At 60.3% G+C, this 23,940-nt stretch carries 25 protein-coding genes; 13 read left to right on the top strand and 12 right to left on the bottom strand.

Annotated features, from left to right (window positions below; all coding sequences use genetic code 11):
* Nucleotides 1–230: 230 nt before the first annotated feature.
* Nucleotides 231–923, bottom strand: a complete 693-nt coding sequence (locus tag KVQ82_RS22975; protein ID WP_222016049.1) for a pseudouridine synthase — start codon at nt 921–923, stop codon at nt 231–233.
* 33 nt (nt 924–956) lie between these two features.
* Nucleotides 957–1,187: a cysteine-rich CWC family protein gene (locus tag KVQ82_RS22970; protein ID WP_041070414.1), complete on the bottom strand. Its 231-nt coding sequence runs from the start codon at nt 1,185–1,187 to the stop codon at nt 957–959.
* 358 nt (nt 1,188–1,545) lie between these two features.
* On the opposite strand from KVQ82_RS22970, the gene KVQ82_RS22965 reads away from it, so the two are divergent.
* Both KVQ82_RS22965 and KVQ82_RS22960 read left to right on the top strand, forming a co-directional pair.
* Nucleotides 1,546–1,809, top strand: coding sequence for a hypothetical protein (locus KVQ82_RS22965; RefSeq protein ID WP_041070412.1), 264 nt, complete (start codon nt 1,546–1,548; stop codon nt 1,807–1,809).
* Between the two features lie 179 nt (nt 1,810–1,988).
* Nucleotides 1,989–2,387 carry a hypothetical protein gene (locus KVQ82_RS22960; RefSeq protein WP_222016047.1) on the top strand — a complete coding sequence of 133 codons (399 nt, stop codon included), beginning with the start codon at nt 1,989–1,991 and terminating at the stop codon, nt 2,385–2,387.
* Nucleotides 2,388–2,453: 66 nt separating this feature from the next.
* Here the strand turns inward: KVQ82_RS22960 and KVQ82_RS22955 are convergent, their stop codons facing one another.
* Entirely contained in the window at nt 2,454–3,566 is a 1,113-nt protein-coding gene (locus KVQ82_RS22955) for an enoyl-CoA hydratase/isomerase family protein (RefSeq protein WP_222016045.1), read from the bottom strand.
* Nucleotides 3,567–3,698: 132 nt separating this feature from the next.
* Between KVQ82_RS22955 and ung the strand changes: the two genes are divergently transcribed.
* Nucleotides 3,699–4,391 (top strand): uracil-DNA glycosylase, encoded by a 693-nt coding sequence (gene ung / locus KVQ82_RS22950; RefSeq protein ID WP_007963257.1) that lies wholly within the window; start codon nt 3,699–3,701, stop codon nt 4,389–4,391.
* A 159-nt stretch (nt 4,392–4,550) separates the two neighbouring features.
* Here ung and KVQ82_RS22945 read toward each other — a convergent pair whose 3' ends face one another.
* The 5 genes from KVQ82_RS22945 to KVQ82_RS22925 form a co-directional block, all read right to left on the bottom strand.
* Nucleotides 4,551–5,585, bottom strand: a complete 1,035-nt coding sequence (locus tag KVQ82_RS22945) for an AbrB family transcriptional regulator (RefSeq protein ID WP_222016043.1) — start codon at nt 5,583–5,585, stop codon at nt 4,551–4,553.
* A complete protein-coding gene (locus KVQ82_RS22940; RefSeq protein ID WP_041070400.1) occupies nt 5,578–7,092 on the bottom strand; it encodes a tripartite tricarboxylate transporter permease in 1,515 nt (504 codons plus the stop codon). The genes KVQ82_RS22945 and KVQ82_RS22940 overlap by 8 nt, the downstream gene beginning before the upstream one ends.
* A 1-nt stretch (nt 7,093) precedes the next feature.
* A complete protein-coding gene (locus KVQ82_RS22935; protein WP_041070398.1) occupies nt 7,094–7,552 on the bottom strand; it encodes a tripartite tricarboxylate transporter TctB family protein in 459 nt (152 codons plus the stop codon).
* A 58-nt stretch (nt 7,553–7,610) separates the two neighbouring features.
* A complete protein-coding gene (locus KVQ82_RS22930) occupies nt 7,611–8,588 on the bottom strand; it encodes a tripartite tricarboxylate transporter substrate binding protein (RefSeq protein WP_041070529.1) in 978 nt (325 codons plus the stop codon).
* 94 nt (nt 8,589–8,682) lie between these two features.
* Complete coding sequence (locus KVQ82_RS22925) at nt 8,683–9,975, bottom strand: OprD family porin (protein ID WP_222016041.1); 1,293 nt, start codon at nt 9,973–9,975, stop codon at nt 8,683–8,685.
* Between the two features lie 237 nt (nt 9,976–10,212).
* Here KVQ82_RS22925 and KVQ82_RS22920 point away from each other — a divergent pair, with 237 nt between their 5' ends.
* Both KVQ82_RS22920 and KVQ82_RS22915 read left to right on the top strand, forming a co-directional pair.
* A complete protein-coding gene (locus tag KVQ82_RS22920; protein WP_041070394.1) occupies nt 10,213–10,884 on the top strand; it encodes a response regulator in 672 nt (223 codons plus the stop codon).
* A complete protein-coding gene (locus KVQ82_RS22915; protein WP_222016039.1) occupies nt 10,877–12,262 on the top strand; it encodes a sensor histidine kinase in 1,386 nt (461 codons plus the stop codon). Before KVQ82_RS22920 ends, KVQ82_RS22915 begins: the two co-directional genes overlap by 8 nt.
* A 50-nt stretch (nt 12,263–12,312) precedes the next feature.
* Here the strand turns inward: KVQ82_RS22915 and KVQ82_RS22910 are convergent, their stop codons facing one another.
* Both KVQ82_RS22910 and KVQ82_RS22905 read right to left on the bottom strand, forming a co-directional pair.
* Nucleotides 12,313–13,134 carry an HDOD domain-containing protein gene (locus KVQ82_RS22910; protein ID WP_145593349.1) on the bottom strand — a complete coding sequence of 274 codons (822 nt, stop codon included), beginning with the start codon at nt 13,132–13,134 and terminating at the stop codon, nt 12,313–12,315.
* A 35-nt stretch (nt 13,135–13,169) separates the two neighbouring features.
* Complete coding sequence (locus tag KVQ82_RS22905) at nt 13,170–14,111, bottom strand: folate-binding protein YgfZ (protein WP_222016037.1); 942 nt, start codon at nt 14,109–14,111, stop codon at nt 13,170–13,172.
* A gap of 149 nt (nt 14,112–14,260) precedes the next feature.
* On the opposite strand from KVQ82_RS22905, the gene KVQ82_RS22900 reads away from it, so the two are divergent.
* Together KVQ82_RS22900 and KVQ82_RS22895 are read left to right on the top strand one after the other, a co-directional pair.
* Complete coding sequence (locus tag KVQ82_RS22900; protein ID WP_007963266.1) at nt 14,261–14,515, top strand: succinate dehydrogenase assembly factor 2; 255 nt, start codon at nt 14,261–14,263, stop codon at nt 14,513–14,515.
* On the top strand, nt 14,499–14,951 hold the full coding sequence (locus tag KVQ82_RS22895; RefSeq protein WP_222016035.1) for a protein YgfX: 453 nt from the start codon (nt 14,499–14,501) through the stop codon (nt 14,949–14,951). Before KVQ82_RS22900 ends, KVQ82_RS22895 begins: the two co-directional genes overlap by 17 nt.
* On the opposite strand, the gene nadB is transcribed toward KVQ82_RS22895, so the two are convergent.
* Nucleotides 14,920–16,536 (bottom strand): L-aspartate oxidase, encoded by a 1,617-nt coding sequence (gene nadB, locus KVQ82_RS22890; protein ID WP_086792017.1) that lies wholly within the window; start codon nt 16,534–16,536, stop codon nt 14,920–14,922. The two genes, KVQ82_RS22895 and nadB, sit on opposite strands and share 32 nt — an antisense overlap.
* A 558-nt stretch (nt 16,537–17,094) precedes the next feature.
* On the opposite strand from nadB, the gene rpoE reads away from it, so the two are divergent.
* The 4 genes from rpoE to KVQ82_RS22870 all read left to right on the top strand — a co-directional run bounded on the left by rpoE (nt 17,095) and on the right by KVQ82_RS22870 (nt 20,906).
* The gene (rpoE, locus tag KVQ82_RS22885) at nt 17,095–17,676 is read left to right on the top strand and encodes an RNA polymerase sigma factor RpoE (protein ID WP_003172477.1); all 582 of its coding nucleotides are present in this window, start codon (nt 17,095–17,097) and stop codon (nt 17,674–17,676) included.
* A 30-nt stretch (nt 17,677–17,706) separates the two neighbouring features.
* Nucleotides 17,707–18,294: a sigma-E factor negative regulatory protein gene (locus KVQ82_RS22880; protein WP_041070379.1), complete on the top strand. Its 588-nt coding sequence runs from the start codon at nt 17,707–17,709 to the stop codon at nt 18,292–18,294.
* Between the two features lie 8 nt (nt 18,295–18,302).
* A complete protein-coding gene (locus KVQ82_RS22875; RefSeq protein WP_222016034.1) occupies nt 18,303–19,265 on the top strand; it encodes a MucB/RseB C-terminal domain-containing protein in 963 nt (320 codons plus the stop codon).
* A 210-nt stretch (nt 19,266–19,475) separates the two neighbouring features.
* Nucleotides 19,476–20,906, top strand: coding sequence for a DegQ family serine endoprotease (locus KVQ82_RS22870; RefSeq protein WP_047598084.1), 1,431 nt, complete (start codon nt 19,476–19,478; stop codon nt 20,904–20,906).
* 80 nt (nt 20,907–20,986) lie between these two features.
* On the opposite strand, the gene KVQ82_RS22865 is transcribed toward KVQ82_RS22870, so the two are convergent.
* Entirely contained in the window at nt 20,987–22,420 is a 1,434-nt protein-coding gene (locus KVQ82_RS22865; RefSeq protein WP_041070373.1) for a M48 family metalloprotease, read from the bottom strand.
* A 98-nt stretch (nt 22,421–22,518) separates the two neighbouring features.
* Between KVQ82_RS22865 and KVQ82_RS22860 the strand changes: the two genes are divergently transcribed.
* Nucleotides 22,519–22,758 (top strand): sulfurtransferase TusA family protein, encoded by a 240-nt coding sequence (locus tag KVQ82_RS22860; protein ID WP_007963279.1) that lies wholly within the window; start codon nt 22,519–22,521, stop codon nt 22,756–22,758.
* A 32-nt stretch (nt 22,759–22,790) separates the two neighbouring features.
* Nucleotides 22,791–23,861 carry an AI-2E family transporter gene (locus KVQ82_RS22855; protein ID WP_027614463.1) on the top strand — a complete coding sequence of 357 codons (1,071 nt, stop codon included), beginning with the start codon at nt 22,791–22,793 and terminating at the stop codon, nt 23,859–23,861.
* The last annotated feature ends 79 nt before the right edge of the window (nt 23,862–23,940 follow it).

The following is a 23,940-nucleotide window of genomic DNA, read 5'->3' as shown; positions in this document are numbered from 1 at the left end:
TACTTGGCCCATGTCGATCCATGACTGCGGTCGACGGGTGTTGTTATTGGCGGGCAGTCTGCCGGCTGAGGCGCAACCCGGAGGGCTGACGACCGGCAAAAAGTTTCTTGGATGTATGTTGTGACTAATCGGTCACAATTTGGCCGACGTCCTGATTCAAGCAGTGGGATGGGGATCGCGCAAGTGCCGTTGGTAAATTGTTCGACAACTTCTGCTGAGCGGTCGCCGGCTTAGAACAAATGAATCTCTTCGGTGCGCAAAGCGCGGTACTCGCCCGGTTTTAGCGCGTTATCGAGCGACAGCGCGCCCATGGATTCGCGGTGCAGGCGCAACACTTTGTTGTTGAAATGACCAAACATGCGTTTTACCTGATGGTAGCGACCTTCGACGATACTGAGGCGCGCCGCTTTCGGGCCCAGCACTTGGAGTTGCGCCGGTTGCGTGGTCAGGTTTTCGAAGGCGAAGTAGAGGCCCTCGGCAAACGTGATCGCGTATTGCGGCCCGATCTCTTGTTCGGTTTCGACGTAATAGACTTTTGGCAGTTTGGTCTGTGGCTGGGTCAGACGCCGTGACCAACTGCCATCGTTGGTGATCAGCATCAGCCCGGTGGTGTTGAAGTCCAGGCGCCCGGCGATGTGCAGGTCGTCCTTGTCCGGTTCATGGATCAGATCGAGCACGGTCGGGTGCTGCGGATCGCGGGTCGCACTGACGCAGCCAGGCGGTTTGTGCAGCATGAAGTAGCGCGCCGGTTTACCGACTTGCAGTACCTGCTCATCGACTTCGACGCGGCTGAACTCCAGCACTTCGCTGTGCGGGTCGCTGACGACTTTTCCGTCGATCCGCACGCGCTTTTCCACCAGCAACAGGCGAACCTGCTGACGGTTATAGCGGGGCAGGTTGCTGAGGAAACGGTCGACGCGCATGGTCAGAAATCGGCGGACAAAGGGCCGCGCATCTTACGTGATCGGCCGCGCCGCTGCTTGCAGCTGCGCCTCGACCTGCGCGCAGCGCGGGCACAGACAGGATTTGTCGCGCAGCGCCGCTGGCAGCGCCTCGAGGACTGCAGGATCAATGCTCACGCCGTAGCACCAGCAGGCTCGGTCAGCGGTTCGCGGGTCGGCAAGGCTGCAATCATTGCGTGCGCCGCAGGCCGGGCAGAGGTCGGGTTTAGTGTCGGAATCAGGCATAGGACGAGTGAGGCATTTCCGCGCAGGTGCGATTACGGCCGGTTTGCTTGGCCCGTTACATCGCATGATCGGCCCGAGACAGCAGGGTATGCAAGGTGTCATGAGCATGTACGGTGGTGGCATCGATGTATTCCCGGACATTACGCAGGCTAACTGTGGAAGCGAGCCTGCTCGCGAAAGCGGTGGGTCAGCCAACGTAAATGTCGTCTGACACTCCTTCTTCGCGAGCAGGGGGGCAGTGTGACTGACGCCGCTGATCTGAAGCCTTTCCGCGCCCGGCACTTGCCCCGGACCTGACAGTCAAAACTGTGTCGGCTGCGCTGTCTTGCTGCAGCCGCAGGTCTTTCAGGAGGCCGTCATGAGTACTTCAAAACTGTTGCGCCGGGTGCTGCTGGGAGCAGTGCTCGGCCTGGGGCTGTCCGGGTGTTATTACTACGCCGGTCCTTACGATGCTTACCCTGCCACTTACTACTATCCCGGCTATTACTCACCGTATTACTACGGCGGTTATTACGGCCCGCGCTATTACGGTGGCGGGCACTATTACTACGGCGGTCACGGCTATCGCGGCGGTTATGGACGCGGTTACCACGGCGGCGGCTATCACGGTGGGCACCACTGATCGGCGGCTGAATGACAGCGTTTTCCAAATGAACAGGATTTCATCAATCACATGTTTCAACTTGTTACGAAAGCGCACCAGATTCGGAAAACGCTGTCAGATAATTCGTCAGTCACCGAATAACCGACTGATGCCTGCCAGCGTCGCTGGTGTGGCTACCCGCGGTCCAGGAGGCCGCCATGTATCGACGAATTCTTCTACTTGCTGCGATGATGTTTTCCGTTGCCGGTTGCGCTCCTTACTCCTACGCAGACAGTTACTACAGCTCGGAGGTCTACACGTCACCCGCTCCCGCGTACTACAACACTGGCGGCACGTATTACAGCGGTGGCAGCACGTATTACTCGGCACCGCGCTACTACCAGGCGGCCCCGCGTTACTACCAGCCAGCGCCACGTTACTACTCGGCGCCGCGCTACTACCAACCAGCGCCGCGCTACTACGAAAGCCGTCGCTGGCACGACAACGATCGCGGGCGCTGGGACGGGCACCGCGGCGGGGGTTGGGATCGGGATCGTGGTGGCCGTGATCATCACGGTAACCGGGGCGACCACGACGGGCGAGGCGGTCGCTGGTAATCATCCGCAAACAAAAAAGCGGCGCATTGAGCGCCGCTTTTTTTGTGCCTGCGATTTGCCGGGCAGTCAGTAAACCGTCAAATCCGCCAACGGATGCCGACCTTCCCACACCTTGTGAAAATGCGCCTCGACCACCGCCTCCGGGACGTTATTGATGTCCGGCCAATGCCAGTGCGGCTTCTGATCCTTGTCGATCAGTCGCGCGCGAACCCCTTCACTGAACTCCGGATGCCGGCAGCAGTTGAGGCTCAGGGTGTATTCCATCTGAAAGACTTCGGCCAGCGACAGGTAGCGGGCGCGGAGGATCTGTTCCCAGACCAGATGCGCGGTCAGCGGCGAGCCTTCGCTCAGGGTTTTCGCGGCGCGGGCGATCAGCGGGTCGTTGCTGTCGCGTTGCAGGCTGATGGCTTTCCAGGCGCAGGTGACGTCGCTGACGTCGAGCAGTTCGTCGATCTGCTGGCGGCGCGGCAACCACTGTGCCTCGGGCATCTGCCCGACGGCTTCCTGTTGCAGGGCTTTGAGCAGACTGTTGAGTTGCATGTCGGTTTGCTCCTGCCAGTTGAGTTGCAGCAGGCCTTCGATCAGTTGCGGTTGCTGCTCTTCAAGCAGAAAGCGGTCGGCCAGATCCAGATCGATCGCATCACGCCCGTTCATGTGCGCACCGGTCAGACCGAGGAACAAGCCGAGCTTGCCCGGCAACCGGGAGAGAAACCAACTGGCCCCGACGTCCGGATACAGACCGATGGTGATCTCCGGCATCGCCAGGCGACTGCTCGGCGTGACGATCCGCGTACTGGCGCCTTGCAACAGGCCCATGCCGCCGCCGAGCACGTAACCGTGGCCCCAGCAGATCAGCGGTTTGGGGTAGGTGTGCAGGCTGTAGTCCAGGCGGTATTCGGCGGCGAAAAACTGCGCGGCCAGTGGCGGCACTTCGCCGGGATGGGCGCGGCAGGCTTCCACCAGGCTGCGTACTTCGCCGCCAGCGCAGAATGCCTTGACGCCATTGCCGCGCAATAGCACGCAGACGATTTGTGGATCCTTGGCCCAGGCGTTCAGTTTGTCGCTCAGGGCGTTGATCATCGGCAGGGACAGCGCGTTGAGCGACTTTTCAGCATCCAGGCTGGCGATCCCGAGGCGGGCGCCGTCGCTGCCGGTGAGTTCTTCGAAGTGCAGATTCATCGTGACCTCGATCGGGAATTTGAACGATCAGTATGATCGCTGTGTGGGAAAGTGCCGGATCTGCGTCAGATCAATTGACAAGCGTGGTCGGCTTTCCTAGGGTTCGCCCCATTGTTTTTGCCGGGTATGACCATGACTGCTGACGACCGTATCAAACTCGAACCGAGCTGGAAGGAGGCACTGCGTGCTGAATTCGACCAGCCTTACATGGCAGAGTTGCGCAATTTTCTGCAGCAGGAGCGGGCGGCCGGCAAGGAGATCTATCCGCCGGGACCGCTGATTTTCAACGCGCTGAATTCGACGCCGCTGGATAAAGTCAAAGTGGTGATCCTCGGCCAGGACCCGTACCACGGCCCGGGCCAGGCCCATGGCTTGTGCTTCTCGGTGCAGCCGGGCGTGCCGGCGCCGCCATCGCTGGTTAACATCTACAAGGAGTTGAAGCGCGACCTGAACATCGACATCCCCAATCACGGCTACCTGCAGAGCTGGGCCGATCAGGGCGTGTTGATGCTCAACACCACCATGACCGTCGAGCGCGCCAATGCCAACGCGCACAAGGACAAGGGCTGGCAGTTCTTCACCGACCGGATCATCGAACTGGTCAGCGAACGCCAGCCGCACCTGGTGTTCATGCTGTGGGGCGCGCATGCGCAGAGCAAACAGAAGCTGATTGATGCGACCAAGCACTTGGTGCTGACCTCGGTGCACCCGTCGCCGTTATCGGCGTATCGTGGCTTCCTGGGCTGTGGGCATTTCAGCCGGACCAACAAGTTTCTTGAGCAGAATGGCGAAGCGCCAATTGAGTGGCGGTTGCCGCCGGTTTGATCGGTTGAGTAAATCTGTGGCGAGGGAGCTTGCTCCCGCTCGGCTGCGCAGCAGCCGCAAAACCTGTGATTTCGGTGTGCCAGAAGCACCCGGTTCAAGGTTCTCGGGTCTGCTGCGCAGCCCAGCGGGAGCAAGCTCCCTCGCCACAGTGACTCGGTATTACTCGGGATTACGATTCCAGTACTTGAACAACGGCTCCGCCAGAAACAGCACAAACAACAACCGCATCACCTGCATCGCCGTCACCAGCGGCACCGACAGTTGCAGGGTCTCCGCCGTCAAACTCATCTCGGCAATCCCCCCAGGCATCATCCCCAACGTCAGCGAACGCAGATCCAGATGGGTCAGCGCACTCAAGCCCAGTGCCGCCAGGGTGGCGATCAACATGGTCAACGCCGTGCCGATCAACGTACGCCCCATGAATGACGGCGCGCGCCGGAAGAACTGCCGATTGAAGTGACAGCCCAGCCCGCTGCCGATCAGCCACTGGCCAATCTGGCTGCCTCCGTCCGGCAGGCCAATGTGCAAATCCCAGGCAATGCTCACCGTGGCACTGACCAGCAACGGGCCGAACAGCCACGGATTGGGTTGACGCAAACGCTGCCAGAGCCAGGCGAGCAGGGCGCCTGTGGGAAACAGAATCGCCAGCCAGCGCCAATCGACGCTGCCGGCGTGGGAAATCGGCGTGCCGTCGCCCAGCAGATACTTGAACGCCGCCGGTACACACAACACTACCACCAGCACCCGCAGACTCTGCCCGGCCGCGACATGGCTGAGCAACGCACCGTTGCGCGCGCCGAGATTGACCATCTCTCCGGAGCCGCCGGGCATGCTCGAGAAAAACGCCGTGGCGCGATCTTCGCCGGTGCGGCGCATCAGCCACACGCCGACCACCGCCGACAGGCTGGTGACCAGCGCACCGAAGAAGATCAAACCGAAATGACTCAGCACCTGCTCCATCACCAGCGGGGTGAAGTGCAGGCCGATGCCGATGCCGACAATCCATTGGCCGCATTTGCGCCCGCCGGGGATTTCAGTAAGTTGCCACGGGGTCAGGCAGCGCACCAGGATGATCGCCAGCAACGAGCCGACCATCCACGGTAGCGGCCAGCCGATCTGGCTGGCGATAAAACCGCCAAGCAGACCGACCAGCGGGGTGGCCCACCAGCTTCTGAGGGACGTGCGATCAGACATCGGCGATGGCGCGTTGCGCTGCCGCACGTTTGCGCCAGATGCGGATGATCGGCATCAGCAGCATGATCCCTGTCAGTACCCAGACGCCGAGCGTGATCGGGCTCGACCAGAGGATTTCCAGCGCACCGTTGGAGATCGACAGGGCGCGACGCAGGTTCTGCTCCATCAGTTCGCCAAGAATGAAGCCCAGCAACAGCGGCGACAGCGGGAAGTCCAGCTTGCGCAGGATGTAGCCGAAGATGCCGATACCGATCATCAGGAACAGGTCGAACGTGGTGGCATGCACGGCATACACGCCAATCCCGGTGATGATGGCGATGACGGGCACCAACGCCCAATTGGGCACGGCGAGGATGCGGGTGAAGATGCGGATCATCGGGATGTTGAGGATCACCAGCATGACGTTGGCGATGAACAACGAAGCGATCAGGCCCCAGACGATGTCCGGTTGCTGTTGGAACAGCAGCGGCCCCGGAGTGATGTTGTACAGCGACAGGGCGCCGATCATCACCGCCGTGGTGCCCGATCCGGGAACACCGAGGGTCAGCATCGGCACCAGCGCACCGCAGGCCGCACCGCCAATAGCCGTTTCCGGCGCGGCGAGGCCTCGGGCATCACCTTCACCAAACTTGCCGCTGGTGCCGGCGATACGTTTCTCGGTCATGTAGGCCACGGCACTGGCGAGGGTCGCGCCGGCACCCGGCAACACGCCCATGATGAAACCCAGCACGCCACAGCGGACGTTGACCACGAATACCGAAGCCGCCTCCTTGAAGTTGAACATCATCCGGCCGGTGGCTTTCACCGCTTCCTGGCCGTGGTGGGTTTTTTCCAGCAGCAGGAGAATTTCGCTGATGGAAAACAGGCCCAGCACCAGCACCACGAACTGAATGCCGTCGGTCAGGTGAATGTTGTCGCCAGTGAAACGGTACACACCGCTGTTGGCGTCGATGCCCACGGTCGACAGGAACAGGCCGATCAACGCTGCAATAAACGTCTTCAGCGGACGATCACCGGCCATGCCGCCAAGGCAGACAATCGCAAACACCATCAGCACGAAGTATTCCGCCGGGCCGAAGGCAATCGCCCATTTCGCCAGCAGCGGGGCGAACAGCACCATGCCGCAGGTGGCAATGAATGCACCGATGAATGAGCTCCATGCCGACAGCGACAGCGCCACACCGGCCAGACCTTTGCGGGCCATCGGGTAACCGTCGAGAGTGGTCATCACGGTGGAGGCTTCGCCTGGAATGTTCAGCAGGATCGAGCTGATCCGCCCGCCGTATTCGCAGCCCAGATACACTGCCGCCAACAGAATCAGCGCCGACTCCGGCGGCAGGCCGAGGGCGAATGCGATCGGGATCAGCAGTGCCACACCGTTGATCGGACCCAGGCCCGGCAACAGGCCGACAACAGTGCCGATCAGTGTGCCGCACAGCGCGGTCACCAGGTTGTAGGGGCTCAGCGCAACGCCAAAACCCTGACCCAAATAGCCAAGAGTATCCATATCAGTTCTCCAGAACGCTGAGCAGGCCAAGGGGCAGCGGAACGTCCATCAAACGGTCGAACAGCAGGTAAAGACCGATGGCCATCAGGCTGATGATCGCCACGCTGGGCAACCAGCGACCGCCGTACAGGCGTGCCATCGGGATGCCGGTGATGACGCTGGCGATGATGAAACCCAGCGATTCAAATGTGCCGGCGAACACCAGCAGCAGGACGACGCAGATGCCGATCTTGATCAGGGTTTCGCGATCCAGCGGCGGTTCGTCCGCGCTGTGTTTGATGGGGGCCGGGCGGAACACCATGTACAGCAGCGCCAGGCCCATCAGGCCGAGCATCAGCAAGGGAAAGGCACGCGGGCCGACCGGTTCATAAGAAAAAGCCGCTTGATACGGCCACGCCATGAGCGCCAGGCCGACGCAGGCCAGCAACAGCACCGAGGCGAAAATGCGTTGTAAGAGCATGGGAAACTCCTGTGCCGAGGCCTCGATGCGCGAGGCCGCAGCCGCTAGACAGAGGCGATCACTGAATCAGGCCGAACTCTTTGGCCAGCACCTTGTAGTCCGCCACCTGCTTCTTCACGTAGGTGTCCAGCTCCGGGCCGGTCATGGCGAACGGGAACAGTTCACGCTGATCGCGCAGCTTGGCGAAATCGTCCGAGGCCAGCAGTTTGTCGAAGGCGTCTTTCCACCAGGCGTAGTCTTCGTCGCTGACTTTTGGCCCGAGGTAAAAACCGCGAACCACTGGCCAGACGATGTCGTAACCCTGCTCGCGGGCGGTCGGGATGTCTTTCATTTCCGGCTCGTCGAGGCGTTTGTCGGCGAATACTGCCAACAGGCGCATGTCACCGCTCTGGATGTGCGGCATGGAGTCGGAAATGTCGGTGCTGCCGACCTGGATGTGCCCGCCAAGCAGCGCGGTGGCAATTTCGCCGCCACCTTCGAGGGCGACATAACGCAGGTCACGCGGGTTGATCCCGGCAGCCTTGGCGATCAGGGCGGTTTGCATCCAGTCCTGGCTGCCGACGGTGCCGCCGGAGCCGATGACCACCGAGCTCGGATCTTTCTTCAAGGCTTTGACTAGATCGTCGAGGGTCTTGTAGGGCGAATCGCTTTTCACCGCGATGGCGCCGTAGCTGGTGCCGACGGCCGCGAGCCAGCGCACATTGGTCTCGTCGAAACGACCGAACTTGCCTTGCGCCAGGTTCAGCAGCGAACCGCTGGACCACGCCACCAGCGTGCCCGCATCGGCCGGACGCTGAGCGACGACCGCGTTGTACGCCACCGCGCCGACACCGCCGGGCATGTAGGTCACACGCATCGGCTTGGTCAGCAGTTTTTCATTGACCAGCGCGCTCTGCGCCAGTTTGCAGGTCAGGTCGAAACCGCCGCCGGGGGAGGCCGGGGCGATGCATTCCGGGCGCTTCGGTTCGGCCATCAGTTGGCCGGCGAACAGCATGACGCCAGCGGCCAGAGCAACTTTACGCAGTGATAAGTTCATTGGTTTCTCCACGGTCTTCTTGTTGTAGGGCTTTTTGCAGGAGCTGCCGCAGGCTGCGATCTTTTGATCTTCCAACCCGCAGCATTTCAATCAATTACCAAAGGGCAACGCTATAGCTCACCAGCAGACGCACTTCATCGGCATCGCGAGCGGAGTAGTTGGAACGGTAGGTGGCATTACGCAGGCGTACGGCAACGTCCTTCAAGGCGCCGCTTTGTACTACATATTTGATCTCGGTGTTGCGCTCCCACTCTTTGCCTTCATCGCCGTTCTTGAGCTTGATGTTGTCACCGCTCAGGTAACGACTCATGAACGACAGGCCGGGGATGCCGAGGCGCGCAAAGTCGAAGTCGTAACGCGCCTGCCAGGAGCGTTCCTCGGCGCCGGCGAAGTCGTTGATCTGCACGAAGTTGACCAGGTACGGGTCGCTGCCATCGACATACGGGAAGGCGCTGTCGCCGGACATGTGCTGATAACCGGCGCTGAACTTGTGGCCGCTCAGGGCGTAGCTGACCAGGCCATTGAGCGAGCGGTTGTCGATCTCGCCACCACGGGCCGCGCCCTGATCGTCACTGACGGCAAAGCGCAGGTCGGTGGCGAAGGTGCCCGGGCCCATCGGCCGCGAGGCGACCAGACCGAAGAAGTGCTGGTTATAGACTTCGTCGAGTTGGGCGAAATGGTAGCTGCCGGTGATCTTGTCGGTGAACTTGTAGTCCACGCCGGCAAAATCGAAATGCTTGCCGGCCACGGTGCCAGCGAAACGGCTGTTCTTGTTGTTGAGGGCAATGTCCTCGAAATCGGTGCTGTCGCGATCCTTGGCTTTCTCCAGACGCCCGCCGGTGAAGGTCAGGTTCTTGATCTCTTTGGAGGTCAGCAAACCGCCCTCGAAGGTCTGCGGCAGGATGCGCCCGTCGTTCGGTTTGAGGATCGGCAATTCAGGCATCAGGCTGCCGATTTTCAGTTCGGTGGCAGAGATTTTCACTTTGCCGGTCAGGCCGACCTTGGAATATTCGTCAGCGGCGCGCCCGTCATCGTGGGTCGGCAGCAGGCCAGTGCCGGTGCGATCCGGGCTCGAATCAAGTTTGACCCCCAACATGCCCAGCGCATCGACACCGAACCCCACGGTGCCGTCTGTGTAACCCGATTGCAGGTTGAGCATGAACCCTTGGGCCCATTCATCCCGCTTGCTTTGCTGGGCACTGGTGCCGTCGCGAAAGTCGCGGTTGAAGTACATGTTGCGGGTTTCGAAGGTGGCGGAACTGTCTTTGATGAAGTCGGCGTAGCTCAGCGGTGAAAAACCGGCGAGGGCGGCGGCACTGACGAGGGCGGTGTGGCTGAAACGCGAAGGGCGAGCGGGCGTGAAAGCCCTGGTCTGCAAGGACGGCATGCGCGGTGTACTCCGTTTATTGTTCTTATTGGTCGAAAACGCTTCGTGGCGTTTTTCGTAGCGCTGTGTGGCAGCAGCGACGGCAGTCGAAACTGTCCGTGACCGGACTCTAACGGCCCAACCTTTCGCTAACCTTTCAGCTGGATTTCGCGGTTTTCGGGCTTCACAGTGGCGGTTGCGGCTGTAAACTCCGCGGCAAAGAATGGCGTCGGCCATCCCTGAATGAGGTAAAGATCCATGCGTGTTCTGCTCGTCGAAGACCATTTGCAGTTGGCCGAAAGCGTCGCCCAGGCGCTCAAGAGCACCGGTCTGACCGTGGACGTGCTGCACGATGGCGTAGCCGCCGACCTGGCGCTGGGCAGCGAGGAATACGCGATGGCGATCCTCGATGTCGGCCTGCCGCGCATGGACGGGTTCGAGGTGCTGGCGCGCCTGCGCGCACGCGGCAAGAACCTGCCGGTGTTGATGCTGACGGCGCGCAGCGATGTGAAGGATCGCGTACACGGCTTGAATCTCGGCGCTGACGATTACCTCGCCAAACCGTTCGAACTGAGCGAGCTCGAAGCGCGGGTCAAAGCCCTGCTGCGACGCAGTGTGCTCGGCGGCGAACGCCAGCAGCGTTGCGGCGTGCTGGCCTATGATCTCGACACCCGACGTTTCAGCCTTGGCGAAGAATTGCTGACCCTGACCTCTCGCGAACAGGCCGTGCTCGAAGCATTGATCGCCCGCCCGGGACGGGTGATGAGCAAGGAGCAACTCGCCGCGCAAGTGTTCGGTCTCGACGAAGAAGCCAGCCCCGACGCCATCGAAATCTACGTGCATCGCCTGCGCAAGAAACTCGACGGCCAGCCTGTGGCGATCGTGACTTTCCGTGGCCTCGGTTACCTGCTGGAAAGCCGCGATGCATAAGCCCAGCAGCCTGCGCTGGCGGTTGCTGTGGAACCTCGCGTTGCTGCTGGTGGTGTTGATGCTCGCCAGTGGTCTGAGCGCGTACTGGAATGGTCGCGAAGCCGCCGACACGGCTTACGATCGAACCCTGCTGGCCTCGGCGCGAACCATCGCCGCCGGCCTCTCGCAGCGCGACGGCACGCTCAGCGCCGACGTGCCCTACGTAGCCCTGGACACCTTCGCTTACGACAGCGCCGGGCGGATTTACTACCAGGTCAACGACATCCATCAGAAGCTGATTTCCGGCTATGAAAACCTGCCCGGGCCACCACCCGGTACGCCGAGAACCGACGATTATCCGGCATTGGCGCGATTCTATAACGCGACCTATCGCGGGCAGAACGTGCGCGTGGTCAGCCTGCTCAAAGCGGTCACCGAGCCGAACATGAATGGCATGGCGGAAATCCGTGTCGCCGAAACTGACGAGGCGCGAGTCAGCATGGCCCGCAGTCTGGCGGCCGATACGCTGCTGCGTCTGGGCATGCTGGCGATCGGCGCCCTGTTGCTGGTGTGGTTTGCGGTGAGTGCCGCGCTGCGCCCGCTGGAGCGTTTGCGCACGGCGGTGGAGGAGCGTCAGCCCGATGATTTGCGGCCGCTGCCGCTGGTGGAAGTGCAACATGAATTGTGGCCGCTGGTGCGCGCGCTCAATCACTTCACCGAGCGCCTGCGTGGGCAGTTCGAGCGGCAGGCGCAGTTCATCGCCGATGCCGCCCACGAACTGCGCACGCCACTGGCGGCGTTGAAGGCGCGGCTGGAGTTGGGGCTGCGTTCCAGCGAACCGGAAACCTGGCGCACAACCCTGGAATCATCCGCGCAAAGCACCGATCGCCTGACCCACCTGGCCAATCAACTGCTGTCGCTGGCACGGGTGGAAAACGGTGCCCGGGCGATCGCCGAGGGCGGCGCGCAATTATTGGATCTGAGTCAGTTGGCCCGCGAACTGGGCATGGCCATGGCGCCTCTGGCCCACGCGCGCGGCGTCGCACTGGCGCTGGAGGCGGATGAACCGGTATGGCTGCGCGGCGAGCCGACGTTGCTCAATGAACTGTTGAGCAATCTGGTGGACAACGCCCTGGCGCATACGCCACCGGGCGGCAACGTGATTCTGCGGGTCGCGGCACCGGCGGTGCTTGAGGTTGAAGATGACGGGCCGGGGATTCCGCTGGAGGAGCGTGATCGGGTGTTTGAACGCTTCTACCGGCGCAATCAACAAGTGGCGGGTTCAGGGTTGGGGCTGGCGATTGTCGGAGAGATCTGCCGGGCGCATCTGGCGCAGATCACCTTGCATGATGGCGAGCAGGCCGGTTTGAAGGTTCGGGTGAGTTTTATTGCCGGGTAGCAGCCGAGAGGGCTTTTGTGGCGAGGGAGGAAGCTCCCTCGCCACGAGTATCAGTAAAACATCGTCCGCGACTCTTCCAGATCTGCACACAATTGTTCGTTCTCCGGATCGATCCCAAGCTTTCTGAATGCCGGCACACTGAGCGGATCAATCCGTGAAATCGGATGATCGCTGTCCTTGTGGCAATACAGGCTCGCCACCTGCACCAGATCGACGTAATCGATCTGTGCCGAGTCGCGCTTGAAATCCAGGTACAGCCCAGGCAGCTCCACCAGTTGCTCGGGAAATTCCCAGACCCGCAACAGCTTGTCGCCCAGCAGCGGGTGAATGTGGTCGATCACATGATTGAGGCTGACCGGATCCGACAGCAGTTCGTAGTGATCTTCGGCGTAAGTCAGGATCGGCAGCACGCCGATTTGATGCACAAGTCCGCCCAGCGCTGCCTGATCAGGTTTGAGTTGGGTGTGGCGGCGGCACAGGGCGTAGCTGACGCCGGCGATTTCCAGGCTCTTGCGCCAGACTTCGCGCATCTTCTGTTCGACCACGTCGGAGCGGGCGTGGAAGATCTGTTCCATCACCAGCCCGATCGCCAGGTTGCTGCTGTAGTTCACCCCCAGCCGGGTGATCGCGGTGTGCAGGTCGGTGACTTCCTGGGTTGCACGCAGCAACGGGCTGTTGACTACTTTGATCAGGCGCGCCGACAGCGCCGTGTCGCGGCCAATGACTTTGCTCAGATCGCTGACGCTGATCTCCGGATCTTCGGCGGCCTTGCGAATTTGCAGGGCCACTTCCGGTAACGTTGGCAGAACCAGGTCATCGTTATCGATGGCCTCAACCAAATCCTGTTGGACCTTATCCGCCAGCTCGCTCATGTAGATTCTCTAGGGTGTTGCAACAAAAGCTGCGATCAGCGCTGGATTTCGCGGTCGCGATCCAGTTCGTAGGGCAGGTCGAGCAAATGCAGGGCTGGCCCTTCGAGGGCGCCGAGGTGCAGATCACCCGCTTCGGCAGCTTCGGCCTGCAACACCGCCAGCAGTTCAATCTTTTCTGCGGCGCGGGCGGCAATCACCACTTCGCCGATGGCGCTGCTGTGGCTTGGGGCGAACAGCGGGGTGCCCGGCTCTGGCAGTTCAGTCGCGTCAAGTTCTACGCGATAGAGGCGACGCTTGAGCTTGCCCAGGTACTGCATGCGCGCGACGATTTCCTGTCCGGTGTAGCAACCTTTCTTGAAACTCACGCCGCCGACGGCCTGCAGGTTGAGCATCTGCGGGATGAACAGCTCGCGGGTGGTCGGCATGACCTGACCGATACCGGCGCGAATCTGCCCCAGCAGCCATTGGTTCAGCTCGCCTTCCGGCAGGGCGGCGACGAGTTTGGCCTTGATGGCATTGGCTTGATCGGCCGGTGTCCAGAGCTCGGCGCGATCCGCCGAGACGCGAATCGCGATCAGGCCTGCGTTGCGCACCACGCTGTCGGTTTCGCGCGGCAGGTCCAGACCCAGGCTGGCCAATGCGGCGTCGCCGTGCTCCAGGCCAAAACGCACCCAGGCGGCGCTTTCGTCGGTCAACTTGGATTTGGAGAATACGGCGTACTTTTTCAGATCTGCCAGTTGCGGCTCTAGCAGTTCGCTGGCCATCGCCAGTAGCACACCGTCACCTTCGAGCAGAATGCGGAAGCTCGACTGCATCCGGCCTTTTTGCGTGCAGCGTGCGCCAAGGCTGGCCTGGCTGTCGCTGAGGTAATTGATGTTGCAGGTCAATTGGCCTTGCAGGAATTTGCCGGCATCCGCGCCGCGAACCGCGAGTACGCCTTCATGAGACAGGGTGCAGAAAAAAGCAGAATCGGCCATGGTTCATCGCAGGGTAAAAAGTCTGGGGCACATCATAAGGGCGCGTTGTTGAAATGGGTAGTTGATAAAGGATCGGTGGTGCCCGACCAAAGCCGACTGTGCGACCCGCGCCGGGGCTGTATACTGCGCGCCTATTTGAGGAGGGCTCCATGGTCGAACAAGTTGAACTCAATCGCCTCTTCTGGCACAGCCGCCGCGGCATGCTGGAACTTGACGTGCTGCTGGTGCCGTTCGTGCAGGAGGTCTATCCGCACCTCAACCAGGTCGATCGCGACTTGTATGTCCGACTGCTGACCTGTGAAGACCAGGACATGTTCGGCTGGTTCATGGAGCGCAGCGAATCCGAAGACCCGGAACTGCAGCGCATGGTCCGGATGATCCTGGACCGTGTTCAGCCCAAGTAACACCTTCGAATGCCGCTGGCATGCCTCACGGCAGTTGCTGGCGGCGTATCTGTTGGCCCAGGCGTTCGCACTGGGCGTGTTGTTTCTCCTGTCGATTCCACTCTGGGCCAGTCTGCTCGGAGCTTTCGCCTGTCTGCTGCACGCCGCGTGGGTGCTGCCACGGCAGATTCTGCTGAAGCATCCGCAGGCCTTTAGCCGATTACGCCGCGACGCCGATGGCTGGCAGTTGTGGAATCAGGCGGGCGGCTGGCAAGCGGCGCAGCTGCGGCCCGATAGCCTGGCGTTGCCGTTGATCGTGGTGTTGCGCTTTCGTCTGCGTGGGGAACGGCGAGTGCGTTCGATCTGCGTACCGCGAGACTCGCAGGCGGCGGATGTGCACCGACGCCTGCGAGTGCGGCTTAAATTCAGCCGGCGTAGGTGGGCGGCACCAGAATAGTGTCGAGCGCTTCGGGCAGCAGGTTCGGATAGTCGAGGGTGTAATGCAGGCCGCGACTTTCCTTGCGCTCCATGGCTGAGCAGATCATCAGTTCGGCGACTTGCGCCAGATTACGCAACTCGATCAGGTCGCGGCTGACTTTATAGTTGCTGTAGAACTCGTCAATCTCGTCCAGCAACAGACGCACGCGGTGCTGCGCCCGTTGCAGGCGCTTGTTGGTGCGCACGATCCCCACGTAGTCCCACATGAAGCGGCGCAGCTCATCCCAGTTGTGGGCGATGATCACGTCTTCGTCGGAATCGGTTACCTGGCTGGCGTCCCACTCGGGCAGGGCGTTTGGCGCGGTGACGGCATCCAGTTGCGCAAGAATGTCCGCTGCCGCCGAGCGGGCATACACGAAGCATTCGAGCAGCGAGTTGCTGGCCATGCGGTTGGCCCCGTGCAAACCCGTGAAGCTGGTTTCGCCGATGGCGTACAGCCCCGGCACGTCGGTGCGACCGTGTTGATCGACCATCACGCCACCACAGGTGTAGTGCGCCGCGGGTACGACCGGGATCGGTTGCCTGGTGATGTCGATGCCGAAACCCAGGCAGCGCTCATAAACTGTCGGGAAGTGGCTTTTGATGAAGGCTTCAGGCTTGTGGCTGATATCGAGATAGACGCAGTCGACACCCAGGCGCTTCATTTCATGGTCGATGGCACGGGCGACGATGTCGCGTGGTGCCAGTTCGGCACGTTTGTCGAAACGCGGCATGAACCGTTCGCCATTGGGCAGCTTCAGGTGCGCACCTTCGCCGCGCAAGGCTTCAGTGATCAGGAAGCTCTTGGCTTGTGGGTGATACAGGCAAGTGGGGTGGAACTGGTTGAATTCCAGGTTTGCCACCCGGCAGCCCGAGCGCCAGGCCATGGCAATGCCATCACCGCAGGCGCCATCGGGGTTGCTGGTATAGAGGTATACCTTGGCGGCGCCGCCGGACGCGAGGATCACGAAACGCGCGCCGTAGGTATCGACTTCGCCGGTCGCGCGATTCAGCACGTAGGCACCGAGGCAACGCTCGCCGTCCAGGCCCAGACGACGCTCGGTGATCAGATCAACGGCAACCCGTTGTTCCAGCAGCTCTATATTGCTGCGCTCTCTGGCTTGGGCGAGCAGGGTGGTGAAAATCGCTGCGCCGGTTGCGTCGGCGGCATGGATGATGCGCCGATGGCTGTGGCCGCCCTCGCGAGTCAGGTGGAATTCGAAACCGCCGTCTTCGGTGCCGGACTGTTCGTCGCGGGTGAACGGCACGCCCTGGTCGATCAGCCACTGGATGGCTTCGCGGCTGTGCTCGACGGTAAAACGCACCGCGTCTTCATGGCACAGACCGCCGCCGGCGTTCAGGGTGTCATCGACGTGGGATTCGACAGTGTCGGTATCGTCCAGCACGGCAGCGACGCCGCCCTGGGCCCAATAGGTCGAACCGTTGGCCAGATCACCCTTGCTCAATACGGCAATGCGCAAATGACCCGGCAGGGTCAGCGCGAGACTCAAACCGGCAGCGCCGCTGCCAATCACCAGAACATCGTGTTGAAACTGTTGGCTCATTTCAGGATTCCGCTCAAAGCGACCCGGATCGGGGTTGGCGCAAGACAGCTGGATCGGCGAGTCAAGACAGCCACACAGCCCACTAGTATATAGAGGGGTGGAGCGGCACAATAGCCGGGCTTGTATGGCATTGTGAAACTACTGTGACGACAAAAGCCTGACGTTTCGTCGGACGTTTTTTTCGGTCGTTTTGGGAAAAGGCGACTGTATCGAGGATGAAACAGGCTTTTTCAGCGCACGGTCGTTCAATGTCGCGCCAGCATGGCTATAAATAATTGGAACTTTTGCCAGAGGCCCAAGATCAATAGACAGTTGCCAGAAACACGGGACAGTGTCGGCTTCAATGCAGAACCTGCGATTGGGTTTTTGCCGGCGAACCGATGACAAGATTATTCGCGCAGCCGGTTTATCCCGCGCTGCGTTTTTCGTGCGTGCCAAATCAGAGCCCGCAGGAAACTTGCCTGGAGGGGGAGAACTTTTGCGAAAAGCCCGAGTCTATGTTTGCAAGTCTGGTCGTTTAGTTATGCAAGCCTCCTCCATGCTTATCGAGGAGTGTTCATGCTAACCCAGGAAGAGGATCAGCAGCTGGTCGAGCGCGTTCAGCGTGGCGACAAGCGAGCTTTCGATCTGCTGGTGCTGAAATATCAGCACAAAATTCTCGGGTTGATCGTGCGTTTCGTGCACGACACCCATGAAGCCCAGGATGTGGCTCAGGAAGCCTTTATCAAGGCGTACCGAGCATTAGGAAACTTTCGCGGAGACAGCGCGTTCTATACGTGGCTTTACCGTATTGCCATCAACACGGCAAAAAACTATCTGGTTTCACGCGGCCGCCGGCCGCCGGATAGCGATGTAAGTTCTGAAGACGCAGAGTTCTACGACGGCGATCATGGCCTCAAGGATCTCGAATCACCGGAACGCGCGTTGCTGCGGGATGAGATCGAAGGCACCGTCCATCGAACCATTCAGCAACTGCCAGAGGATTTGCGTACGGCGTTAACTTTACGTGAATTCGATGGTCTGAGTTACGAGGACATTGCGAGCGTCATGCAGTGTCCGGTGGGTACCGTGCGCTCCCGGATTTTCCGCGCTCGGGAGGCCATCGATAAAGCCCTGCAGCCGTTGTTGCAGGAAAACTGAGACAGCGGCGACAGCCAAGAGAGGAACGCCATGAGTCGTGAAGCCCTGCAGGAATCGCTGTCCGCAGTGATGGATAACGAAGCGGACGAATTGGAATTGCGTCGAGTGATCAATGCACTGGACGATGTTGAAACCCGTGAGACCTGGGCTCGTTACCAGATCGCCCGGGCAGCCATGCACAAGGACCTGCTGCTTCCGCGTCTGGACATCGCTGCGGCAGTCTCTGCTGCGCTGGAAGACGAAACGGCTCCAGCCAAAGTATCCCGTGGTCCATGGCGTAACCTCGGTCGTCTGGCCGTTGCCGCTTCGGTGACCGTTGCCGTACTGGCCGGTGTTCGTCTGTACAACCAGGACGAAATCGCGGGTGTCGAGTTGGCTCAGCAGTCCAATCAGCCTTCGCTGGTAGCGCCACAAGCCAAAGGCCCGGCAGTGCTGGCAGGCTATAAGGAAAGCTCGGAAACCACCGGTCCGATGGCCAATGGCGTTCTGCAAGGTCAGCCAGGCTGGCATGATCAGCGTCTGCCAGGTTATCTGCGCCAGCATGCCCAGCAGGCTGCGCTGAAAGGTACTGAAAGCGCCTTGCCTTATGCGCGTGCAGCAAGCATGGAAAACCGTTAAGGAGGATCATGCGCGCCATACCTTTACTTTCGCTTCTGCTCAGTGGCTGGTTCGTTGTTCCAGCCCACGCTGATGAGGCCCAGGACTGGTTGAACCGTCTGGGCCAGGCCGAACAGCAGCAAAGCTTTCAAGGCACCTTCGTTTACGAGCGTAACGGTAGTTTTTCTACCCATAACATCTGGCATCGTGTCCAGAACGGTCAGGTTCGCGAGCGTCTTGTTCAACTGGACGGCTCGGCGCAGGAAGTGGTGCGCATTGATGGGCATACTCAATGTGTCAGTGGCACTCTGATTGCGGGGTTGGGAGACTCTTCCAACTCGACCGCTCGTGCGTTTGATCCCCAAAAGCTGAAAAATTGGTATGAGCTTGCCGTCATCGGCAAGTCGCGCGTGGCCGGGCGTGATGCGGTCATCGTATCGCTGACGCCGCGAGACCAGCATCGCTATGGTTTCGAGCTTCATCTGGACAAGCAGACCGCCCTGCCGCTTAAGTCATTGCTGCTCAATGACAAGGGGCAGTTGCTCGAGCGTTTCCAGTTCACCAGCCTCGATACCGCTGATGTTCCGTCGGATAAAGATCTGCAAGCTGGCACTGAGTGCAAGGCCGTTACTATTGATAGTGACAAGGCCTCTGCCGTGAAGACGGCTCAGGTCTGGCATTCCGACTGGCTCCCTCCGGGTTTCGTGCTAACCAGCAGCACCTCGCACAAAGATCCGGAAACCAAGACTCAAGTCAGCAGCCTGATGTATGACGACGGTCTGGCGCGTTTTTCGGTATTTCTTGAGCCGTTGAACGGTGCAACAGTGACCGATACCCGCACGCAGTTGGGGCCGACTGTTGCCGTTTCTCGCCGCCTCACCACGCCCGAGGGTGAGATGATGGTCACGGTGGTCGGAGAAATTCCAATCGGCACAGCTGAACGCATTGCTTTGTCGATGCGCAACGATGGCACTGCAACCAGCAAGCAGTGAGCTGATTTCAGTCATTTCCACCTCTTCGTCGAGACGTAGATGAAATGTTTGCTCAGCATTTTCATTTGCAAATCACCCGAAAGTTTTTTATAGGTCAGAGCCTCACGGCTCTGGCCTTGTCTGTTGTTCCCGGAACAAAAATACCGGCCCGCGGTTCCCGGTGTTCCTTGCTCCATATCGCTTAACCCTGCTCGTCGTAACGGGAGCTGTATGTCGATACTTAGCTTGAAGTCTTATCTCTCCATTTTCGCCACCGTGCTGGTGCTGGGTCAGGCTGTCCCCGCTGTCCAGGCGGCCGACCTGCCGGATTTCACCCAACTGGTTGAACAGGCCTCGCCTGCAGTGGTGAACATCAGTACCACGCAGAAACTGCCGGACCGTAAGGTGAATCAGCAGATGCCTGACCTGGAAGGCTTGCCGCCGATGTTGCGCGAGTTCTTCGAGCGTGGCATGCCGCCTCAGCAGCGTTCGCCGCGCGGCGACCGTCAGCGTGAAGCACAATCGCTGGGTTCGGGCTTCATCATTTCTTCGGATGGCTACATCCTGACCAACAACCATGTGATTGCCGATGCCGACGAAATCCTCGTGCGTCTTGCAGATCGCAGTGAAATGAAAGCCAAGCTGATCGGCACCGACCCGCGCTCCGACGTGGCCCTGCTGAAAATCGACGGCAAGGATCTGCCGGTGCTCAAACTCGGCAAGTCCCAGGACCTGAAAGCTGGTCAGTGGGTGGTGGCGATCGGGTCGCCGTTCGGCTTTGACCACACCGTGACCCAAGGCATTGTCAGTGCCGTCGGCCGTAGCCTGCCGAACGAAAACTACGTGCCGTTCATTCAGACCGACGTACCGATCAACCCGGGTAACTCCGGTGGCCCGCTGTTCAACCTGAACGGTGAAGTGGTCGGGATCAACTCGCAGATCTACACCCGGTCCGGTGGCTTCATGGGTGTGTCGTTCGCCATTCCTATCGACGTGGCGATGGACGTTTCCAATCAGTTGAAAAGCGGTGGTAAGGTCAGTCGCGGCTGGCTGGGTGTGGTCATCCAGGAAGTGAACAAGGATCTGGCCGAGTCGTTCGGTCTTGATAAGCCGGCCGGTGCGCTGGTTGCGCAGATTCAGGATGACGGTCCGGCAGCCAAGGGTGGCTTGCAAGTGGGTGACGTGATCCTGAGCATGAATGGTCAGCCGATCGTCATGTCCGCCGACCTGCCACACCTGGTTGGTGCGCTGAAAGCGGGCGCCAAAGCCAACCTTGAAGTGATTCGTGACGGCAAGCGCAAGAATGTCGAGCTGACTGTCGGCGCGATTCCGGACGAGGACAAAGAGCTGGCAGCGCTGCCGAAATCCGGCGCGGAAAGCAGCAGCAATCGCCTCGGTGTTTCGGTGGTCGAGTTGACCGCCGAGCAGAAGAAAACCTACGACCTCAAGGGCGGAGTGGTGATCAAGGAAGTTCAGGACGGTCCTGCGGCCCTGATCGGTCTGCAGCCGGGTGACGTGATCACTCACCTGAACAACCAGGCCATCGGCTCCACCAAGGAGTTCACCGAGATCGCCAAGGCACTGCCGAAGAATCGTTCGGTGTCGATGCGCGTACTGCGTCAAGGTCGCGCGAGCTTCATCACCTTCAAACTGGCTGAATAACCCGGTTGCGGTGAAATAAAAAACCGCCTCGAAAGAGGCGGTTTTTTTATGCCTGAAATTTTTATGTCGCTGATGAGAACTCAGCCCATCATGTCCTTGATCATGCGTTCCTGCTCCATCAGCTCGCGCTGGCGCGCATCGATCCGCGAGGACAGCGGGAAGTTGCTGCCCGCCTTGCGTTTGGCAAAATCGAGCTGCTGGATCGCCTGACGATAGTCCCCCACCAGCGCAAAGTATTCGGCGCGAGCCTGATGTAGACCGATGATATTGCCGGACAGGCCACGAGTTTCAGCGACCTGATACCACACGTCCGGATCGTTCGGACGAGATTTGAGCAAGCTGTCGAGGGCTTTTTCCGCGTCAGCGGTGCGATTCTGTTTCAGCAACAGATCGACGCGAACCTGATTCAGCGGGTAGTTGCCCGGATATTGCGTGAGCATCCGGTCCACCCGCGTTTGCGCATCCGGCAGGCGGTTGTTGGTGATGTCCAGGTCGATCTGCGCGAGGTTGTAGATGATCTCGTTGGGCGACTTGGCCAGTAACTGTTTGAGGTTCTCCCTGGCCTCATTGAGCTGACCACCCTTGATCTGCGCGATTGCCAGGCCATAGCGCGCCACGTCATTCTTCGGGTTCTCATCCAGTTGTGCGCGGAAGCGCTTGGCGCCCAGCCCCGGGGTTTCTTCGTAGATCAGCTGTACGCGGGCGCGGATCAGCTGATAGCGCATGCTGTCTTCGATGCCGCCCGCTGGCGCCTGTTCTGCGCGGTTACGGGTGTCGGCGATACGCGATTCGGTCACCGGGTGAGTCAGCAGAAATTCTGGCGGCTTGGCGTCGAAGCGGTATTGGCGCATCAGACGTTCGAACATGGTCGGCATTGAGCGCGGGTCGTATCCGGCCTTTTCCAGGTTGAGGATGCCAATACGGTCGGCTTCCTGTTCGTTCTGGCGCGAGAAGGTACGTTGCGATTGAATGGCTGCTGCTTGACTGCCGGCAATGGTCGCGATCCCGGCATCACCACCACCGGCAGCGGCAATCACGATGCCAGCCAGCAGCGCCGCCATCATCGGTACCTGCATCCGTTGCGAAGCTTCGACGCCACGAGCAAAGTGACGTTGCGACAAGTGAGCCAGTTCGTGAGCCAGTACCGAGGCATATTCGCCTTCGGTCTGCGCATTGAGGAACAGCCCGCCGTTGACCCCGACCACGCCACCTGGCGCCGCGAAGGCGTTGAGCTGCGGGCTGTTGATCAGGATAAATTCGAGGCGGCGGTCAGTTACCTGGCTGGTTTCCACCAGCTTGTAGACGCTGGACTCGACGTAGTCCTTGAGTTGCGGATCGTTGAGTTGTGCAACCTGACTGCGCAACATCGCCAGCCAGGCGCGGCCCAGCTGATATTCCTGTTGCGGTGAGACAATGGCAGAACTGGCGTCGCCAAGTGACGGCAGATCGTCGGCAAAGCCCGGTGAGGCGAGCAGGCAAGCGAGCGTCAACAGGGTAGGGCGCAGAAATGTCATGCACAAAGCCTTAGAAGACAAAGACCTTACTGTAGCCGGACACCGGGCCCGCGACCAGATATTCTAGGCCGCTCGACCATCTGAACCGGAGTGACGCAATGACTGACGCTGTAGCCCATGATTGTGAACTGGACGCCAGTGGCCTGAATTGCCCGTTGCCGTTGCTCAAGGCCAAAATGGAACTCAACAAGCTGCCCAGCGGCGCCGTACTCAAGGTGATCGCCACGGACGCGGGCTCGCAGCGCGACTTCCGCACCTTTGCGCGTTTGGCCGGTCATACGCTGCTGCGCGAAGAAGACGAAGCGGGCGTTTACCGTTACTGGTTGAAAAAAGCCTGAAATCCACCGCGTAAAAGACCTAGGGATTATTGATGTTCAAAGTGTTACGCGACTGGATTCAGCGCTACTTTTCCGACGAAGAAGCGGTGGTGCTGGCAGTGCTGCTGTTTCTCGCCTTCACCGCAGTGCTCACGCTCGGTGGCATGCTCGCGCCGGTACTGGCGGGGATGGTGCTGGCGTACCTGATGCAGGGGCTGGTGCTTGCTCTTGAGCGTATGCGCGTGCCTGGTGCGGCGGCAGTGGGCCTGGTGTTTGCTCTGTTCATGGGCGTGTTGCTGGTGTTTATCGTGGTGGTGTTGCCGCTGCTCTGGCATCAGTTGATCACGTTGTTCAACGAGCTGCCGGGCATGCTCGCCAAATGGCAGTCGCTGCTGCTGTTGCTGCCCGAGCGCTATCCGCACCTGGTCTCCGATGAGCAGGTGCTGCAGGCCATCGAAGCCGCGCGTGGCGAAATCGGCAAGTTCGGGCAGTGGGCGCTGACCTTTTCGCTGTCGAGCCTGCCCCTGCTGGTCAACATCATGATCTATCTGGTGCTGGTGCCGATCCTGGTGTTTTTCTTTCTCAAGGACCGGGCCATGATCGGCGAGTGGGTGCGCGGCTATTTGCCTCGCGAGCGGGCGCTGATTACCCGGGTCGCGCAGGAGATGAATCGGCAGATTGCCAACTACATTCGCGGCAAGGTCATCGAAATCGTGATCTGCGGCGGCGTGACCTACATCGCCTTCGTCGCCCTCGGCCTCAACTATGCGGCGCTGCTGGCGTTGCTGGTCGGGGTGTCGGTGGTCGTGCCGTACGTCGGTGCGGTGGTGGTGACCGTACCGGTGCTGCTGATCGCGCTATTCCAATGGGGCTGGAGCGATCAGTTCATTTATCTGATGGCGGTCTACGGAATCATTCAGACGCTGGATGGCAACGTGCTGGTGCCTTTGCTGTTTTCCGAGGCGGTCAACCTGCACCCGGTGGCCATCATCTGCGCGGTGCTGTTGTTTGGCGGGTTGTGGGGCTTCTGGGGCGTGTTCTTTGCGATTCCGCTGGCGACGCTGTTCAAGGCCGTGCTGGATGCCTGGCCGCGCAAGGAGCCTGTGGTGGCTCCATTGCTATGAAAGTAAAAAGATCGCAGCCTGCGGCAGCTCCTACAGGGAAACACATTCCAATGTAGGAGCTGCCGCAGGCTGCGATCTT

Source organism: Pseudomonas sp. AO-1 (assembly GCF_019775695.1).
GTDB classification, from domain to species: Bacteria; Pseudomonadota; Gammaproteobacteria; order Pseudomonadales; family Pseudomonadaceae; genus Aquipseudomonas; species Aquipseudomonas parakoreensis.
Note: the sequence above shows the minus strand (reverse complement) of the source record. Positions and strands in the feature narration are given on the sequence as shown.

Coding starts and splice junctions, on each gene's coding strand:
- nadB (WP_086792017.1), bottom strand. CDS start 16,536: ATGAGCCAACAGTTTCAACACGATGTTCTGGTGATTGGCAGCGGCGCT.
- KVQ82_RS22910 (WP_145593349.1), bottom strand. CDS start 13,134: ATGAGCGAGCTGGCGGATAAGGTCCAACAGGATTTGGTTGAGGCCATC.
- KVQ82_RS22915 (WP_222016039.1), top strand. CDS start 10,877: ATGCATAAGCCCAGCAGCCTGCGCTGGCGGTTGCTGTGGAACCTCGCG.
- ung (WP_007963257.1), top strand. CDS start 3,699: ATGACTGCTGACGACCGTATCAAACTCGAACCGAGCTGGAAGGAGGCA.
- KVQ82_RS22975 (WP_222016049.1), bottom strand. CDS start 923: ATGCGCGTCGACCGTTTCCTCAGCAACCTGCCCCGCTATAACCGTCAG.
- KVQ82_RS22935 (WP_041070398.1), bottom strand. CDS start 7,552: ATGCTCTTACAACGCATTTTCGCCTCGGTGCTGTTGCTGGCCTGCGTC.
- KVQ82_RS22905 (WP_222016037.1), bottom strand. CDS start 14,111: ATGGCCGATTCTGCTTTTTTCTGCACCCTGTCTCATGAAGGCGTACTC.
- KVQ82_RS22960 (WP_222016047.1), top strand. CDS start 1,989: ATGTATCGACGAATTCTTCTACTTGCTGCGATGATGTTTTCCGTTGCC.
- KVQ82_RS22930 (WP_041070529.1), bottom strand. CDS start 8,588: ATGAACTTATCACTGCGTAAAGTTGCTCTGGCCGCTGGCGTCATGCTG.
- KVQ82_RS22900 (WP_007963266.1), top strand. CDS start 14,261: ATGGTCGAACAAGTTGAACTCAATCGCCTCTTCTGGCACAGCCGCCGC.
- KVQ82_RS22970 (WP_041070414.1), bottom strand. CDS start 1,187: ATGCCTGATTCCGACACTAAACCCGACCTCTGCCCGGCCTGCGGCGCA.
- KVQ82_RS22955 (WP_222016045.1), bottom strand. CDS start 3,566: ATGAATCTGCACTTCGAAGAACTCACCGGCAGCGACGGCGCCCGCCTC.
- KVQ82_RS22865 (WP_041070373.1), bottom strand. CDS start 22,420: ATGACATTTCTGCGCCCTACCCTGTTGACGCTCGCTTGCCTGCTCGCC.
- KVQ82_RS22945 (WP_222016043.1), bottom strand. CDS start 5,585: ATGTCTGATCGCACGTCCCTCAGAAGCTGGTGGGCCACCCCGCTGGTC.
- KVQ82_RS22880 (WP_041070379.1), top strand. CDS start 17,707: ATGAGTCGTGAAGCCCTGCAGGAATCGCTGTCCGCAGTGATGGATAAC.
- KVQ82_RS22920 (WP_041070394.1), top strand. CDS start 10,213: ATGCGTGTTCTGCTCGTCGAAGACCATTTGCAGTTGGCCGAAAGCGTC.
- KVQ82_RS22925 (WP_222016041.1), bottom strand. CDS start 9,975: ATGCCGTCCTTGCAGACCAGGGCTTTCACGCCCGCTCGCCCTTCGCGT.
- KVQ82_RS22940 (WP_041070400.1), bottom strand. CDS start 7,092: ATGGATACTCTTGGCTATTTGGGTCAGGGTTTTGGCGTTGCGCTGAGC.
- KVQ82_RS22860 (WP_007963279.1), top strand. CDS start 22,519: ATGACTGACGCTGTAGCCCATGATTGTGAACTGGACGCCAGTGGCCTG.
- KVQ82_RS22855 (WP_027614463.1), top strand. CDS start 22,791: ATGTTCAAAGTGTTACGCGACTGGATTCAGCGCTACTTTTCCGACGAA.
- KVQ82_RS22870 (WP_047598084.1), top strand. CDS start 19,476: ATGTCGATACTTAGCTTGAAGTCTTATCTCTCCATTTTCGCCACCGTG.
- rpoE (WP_003172477.1), top strand. CDS start 17,095: ATGCTAACCCAGGAAGAGGATCAGCAGCTGGTCGAGCGCGTTCAGCGT.
- KVQ82_RS22875 (WP_222016034.1), top strand. CDS start 18,303: ATGCGCGCCATACCTTTACTTTCGCTTCTGCTCAGTGGCTGGTTCGTT.
- KVQ82_RS22965 (WP_041070412.1), top strand. CDS start 1,546: ATGAGTACTTCAAAACTGTTGCGCCGGGTGCTGCTGGGAGCAGTGCTC.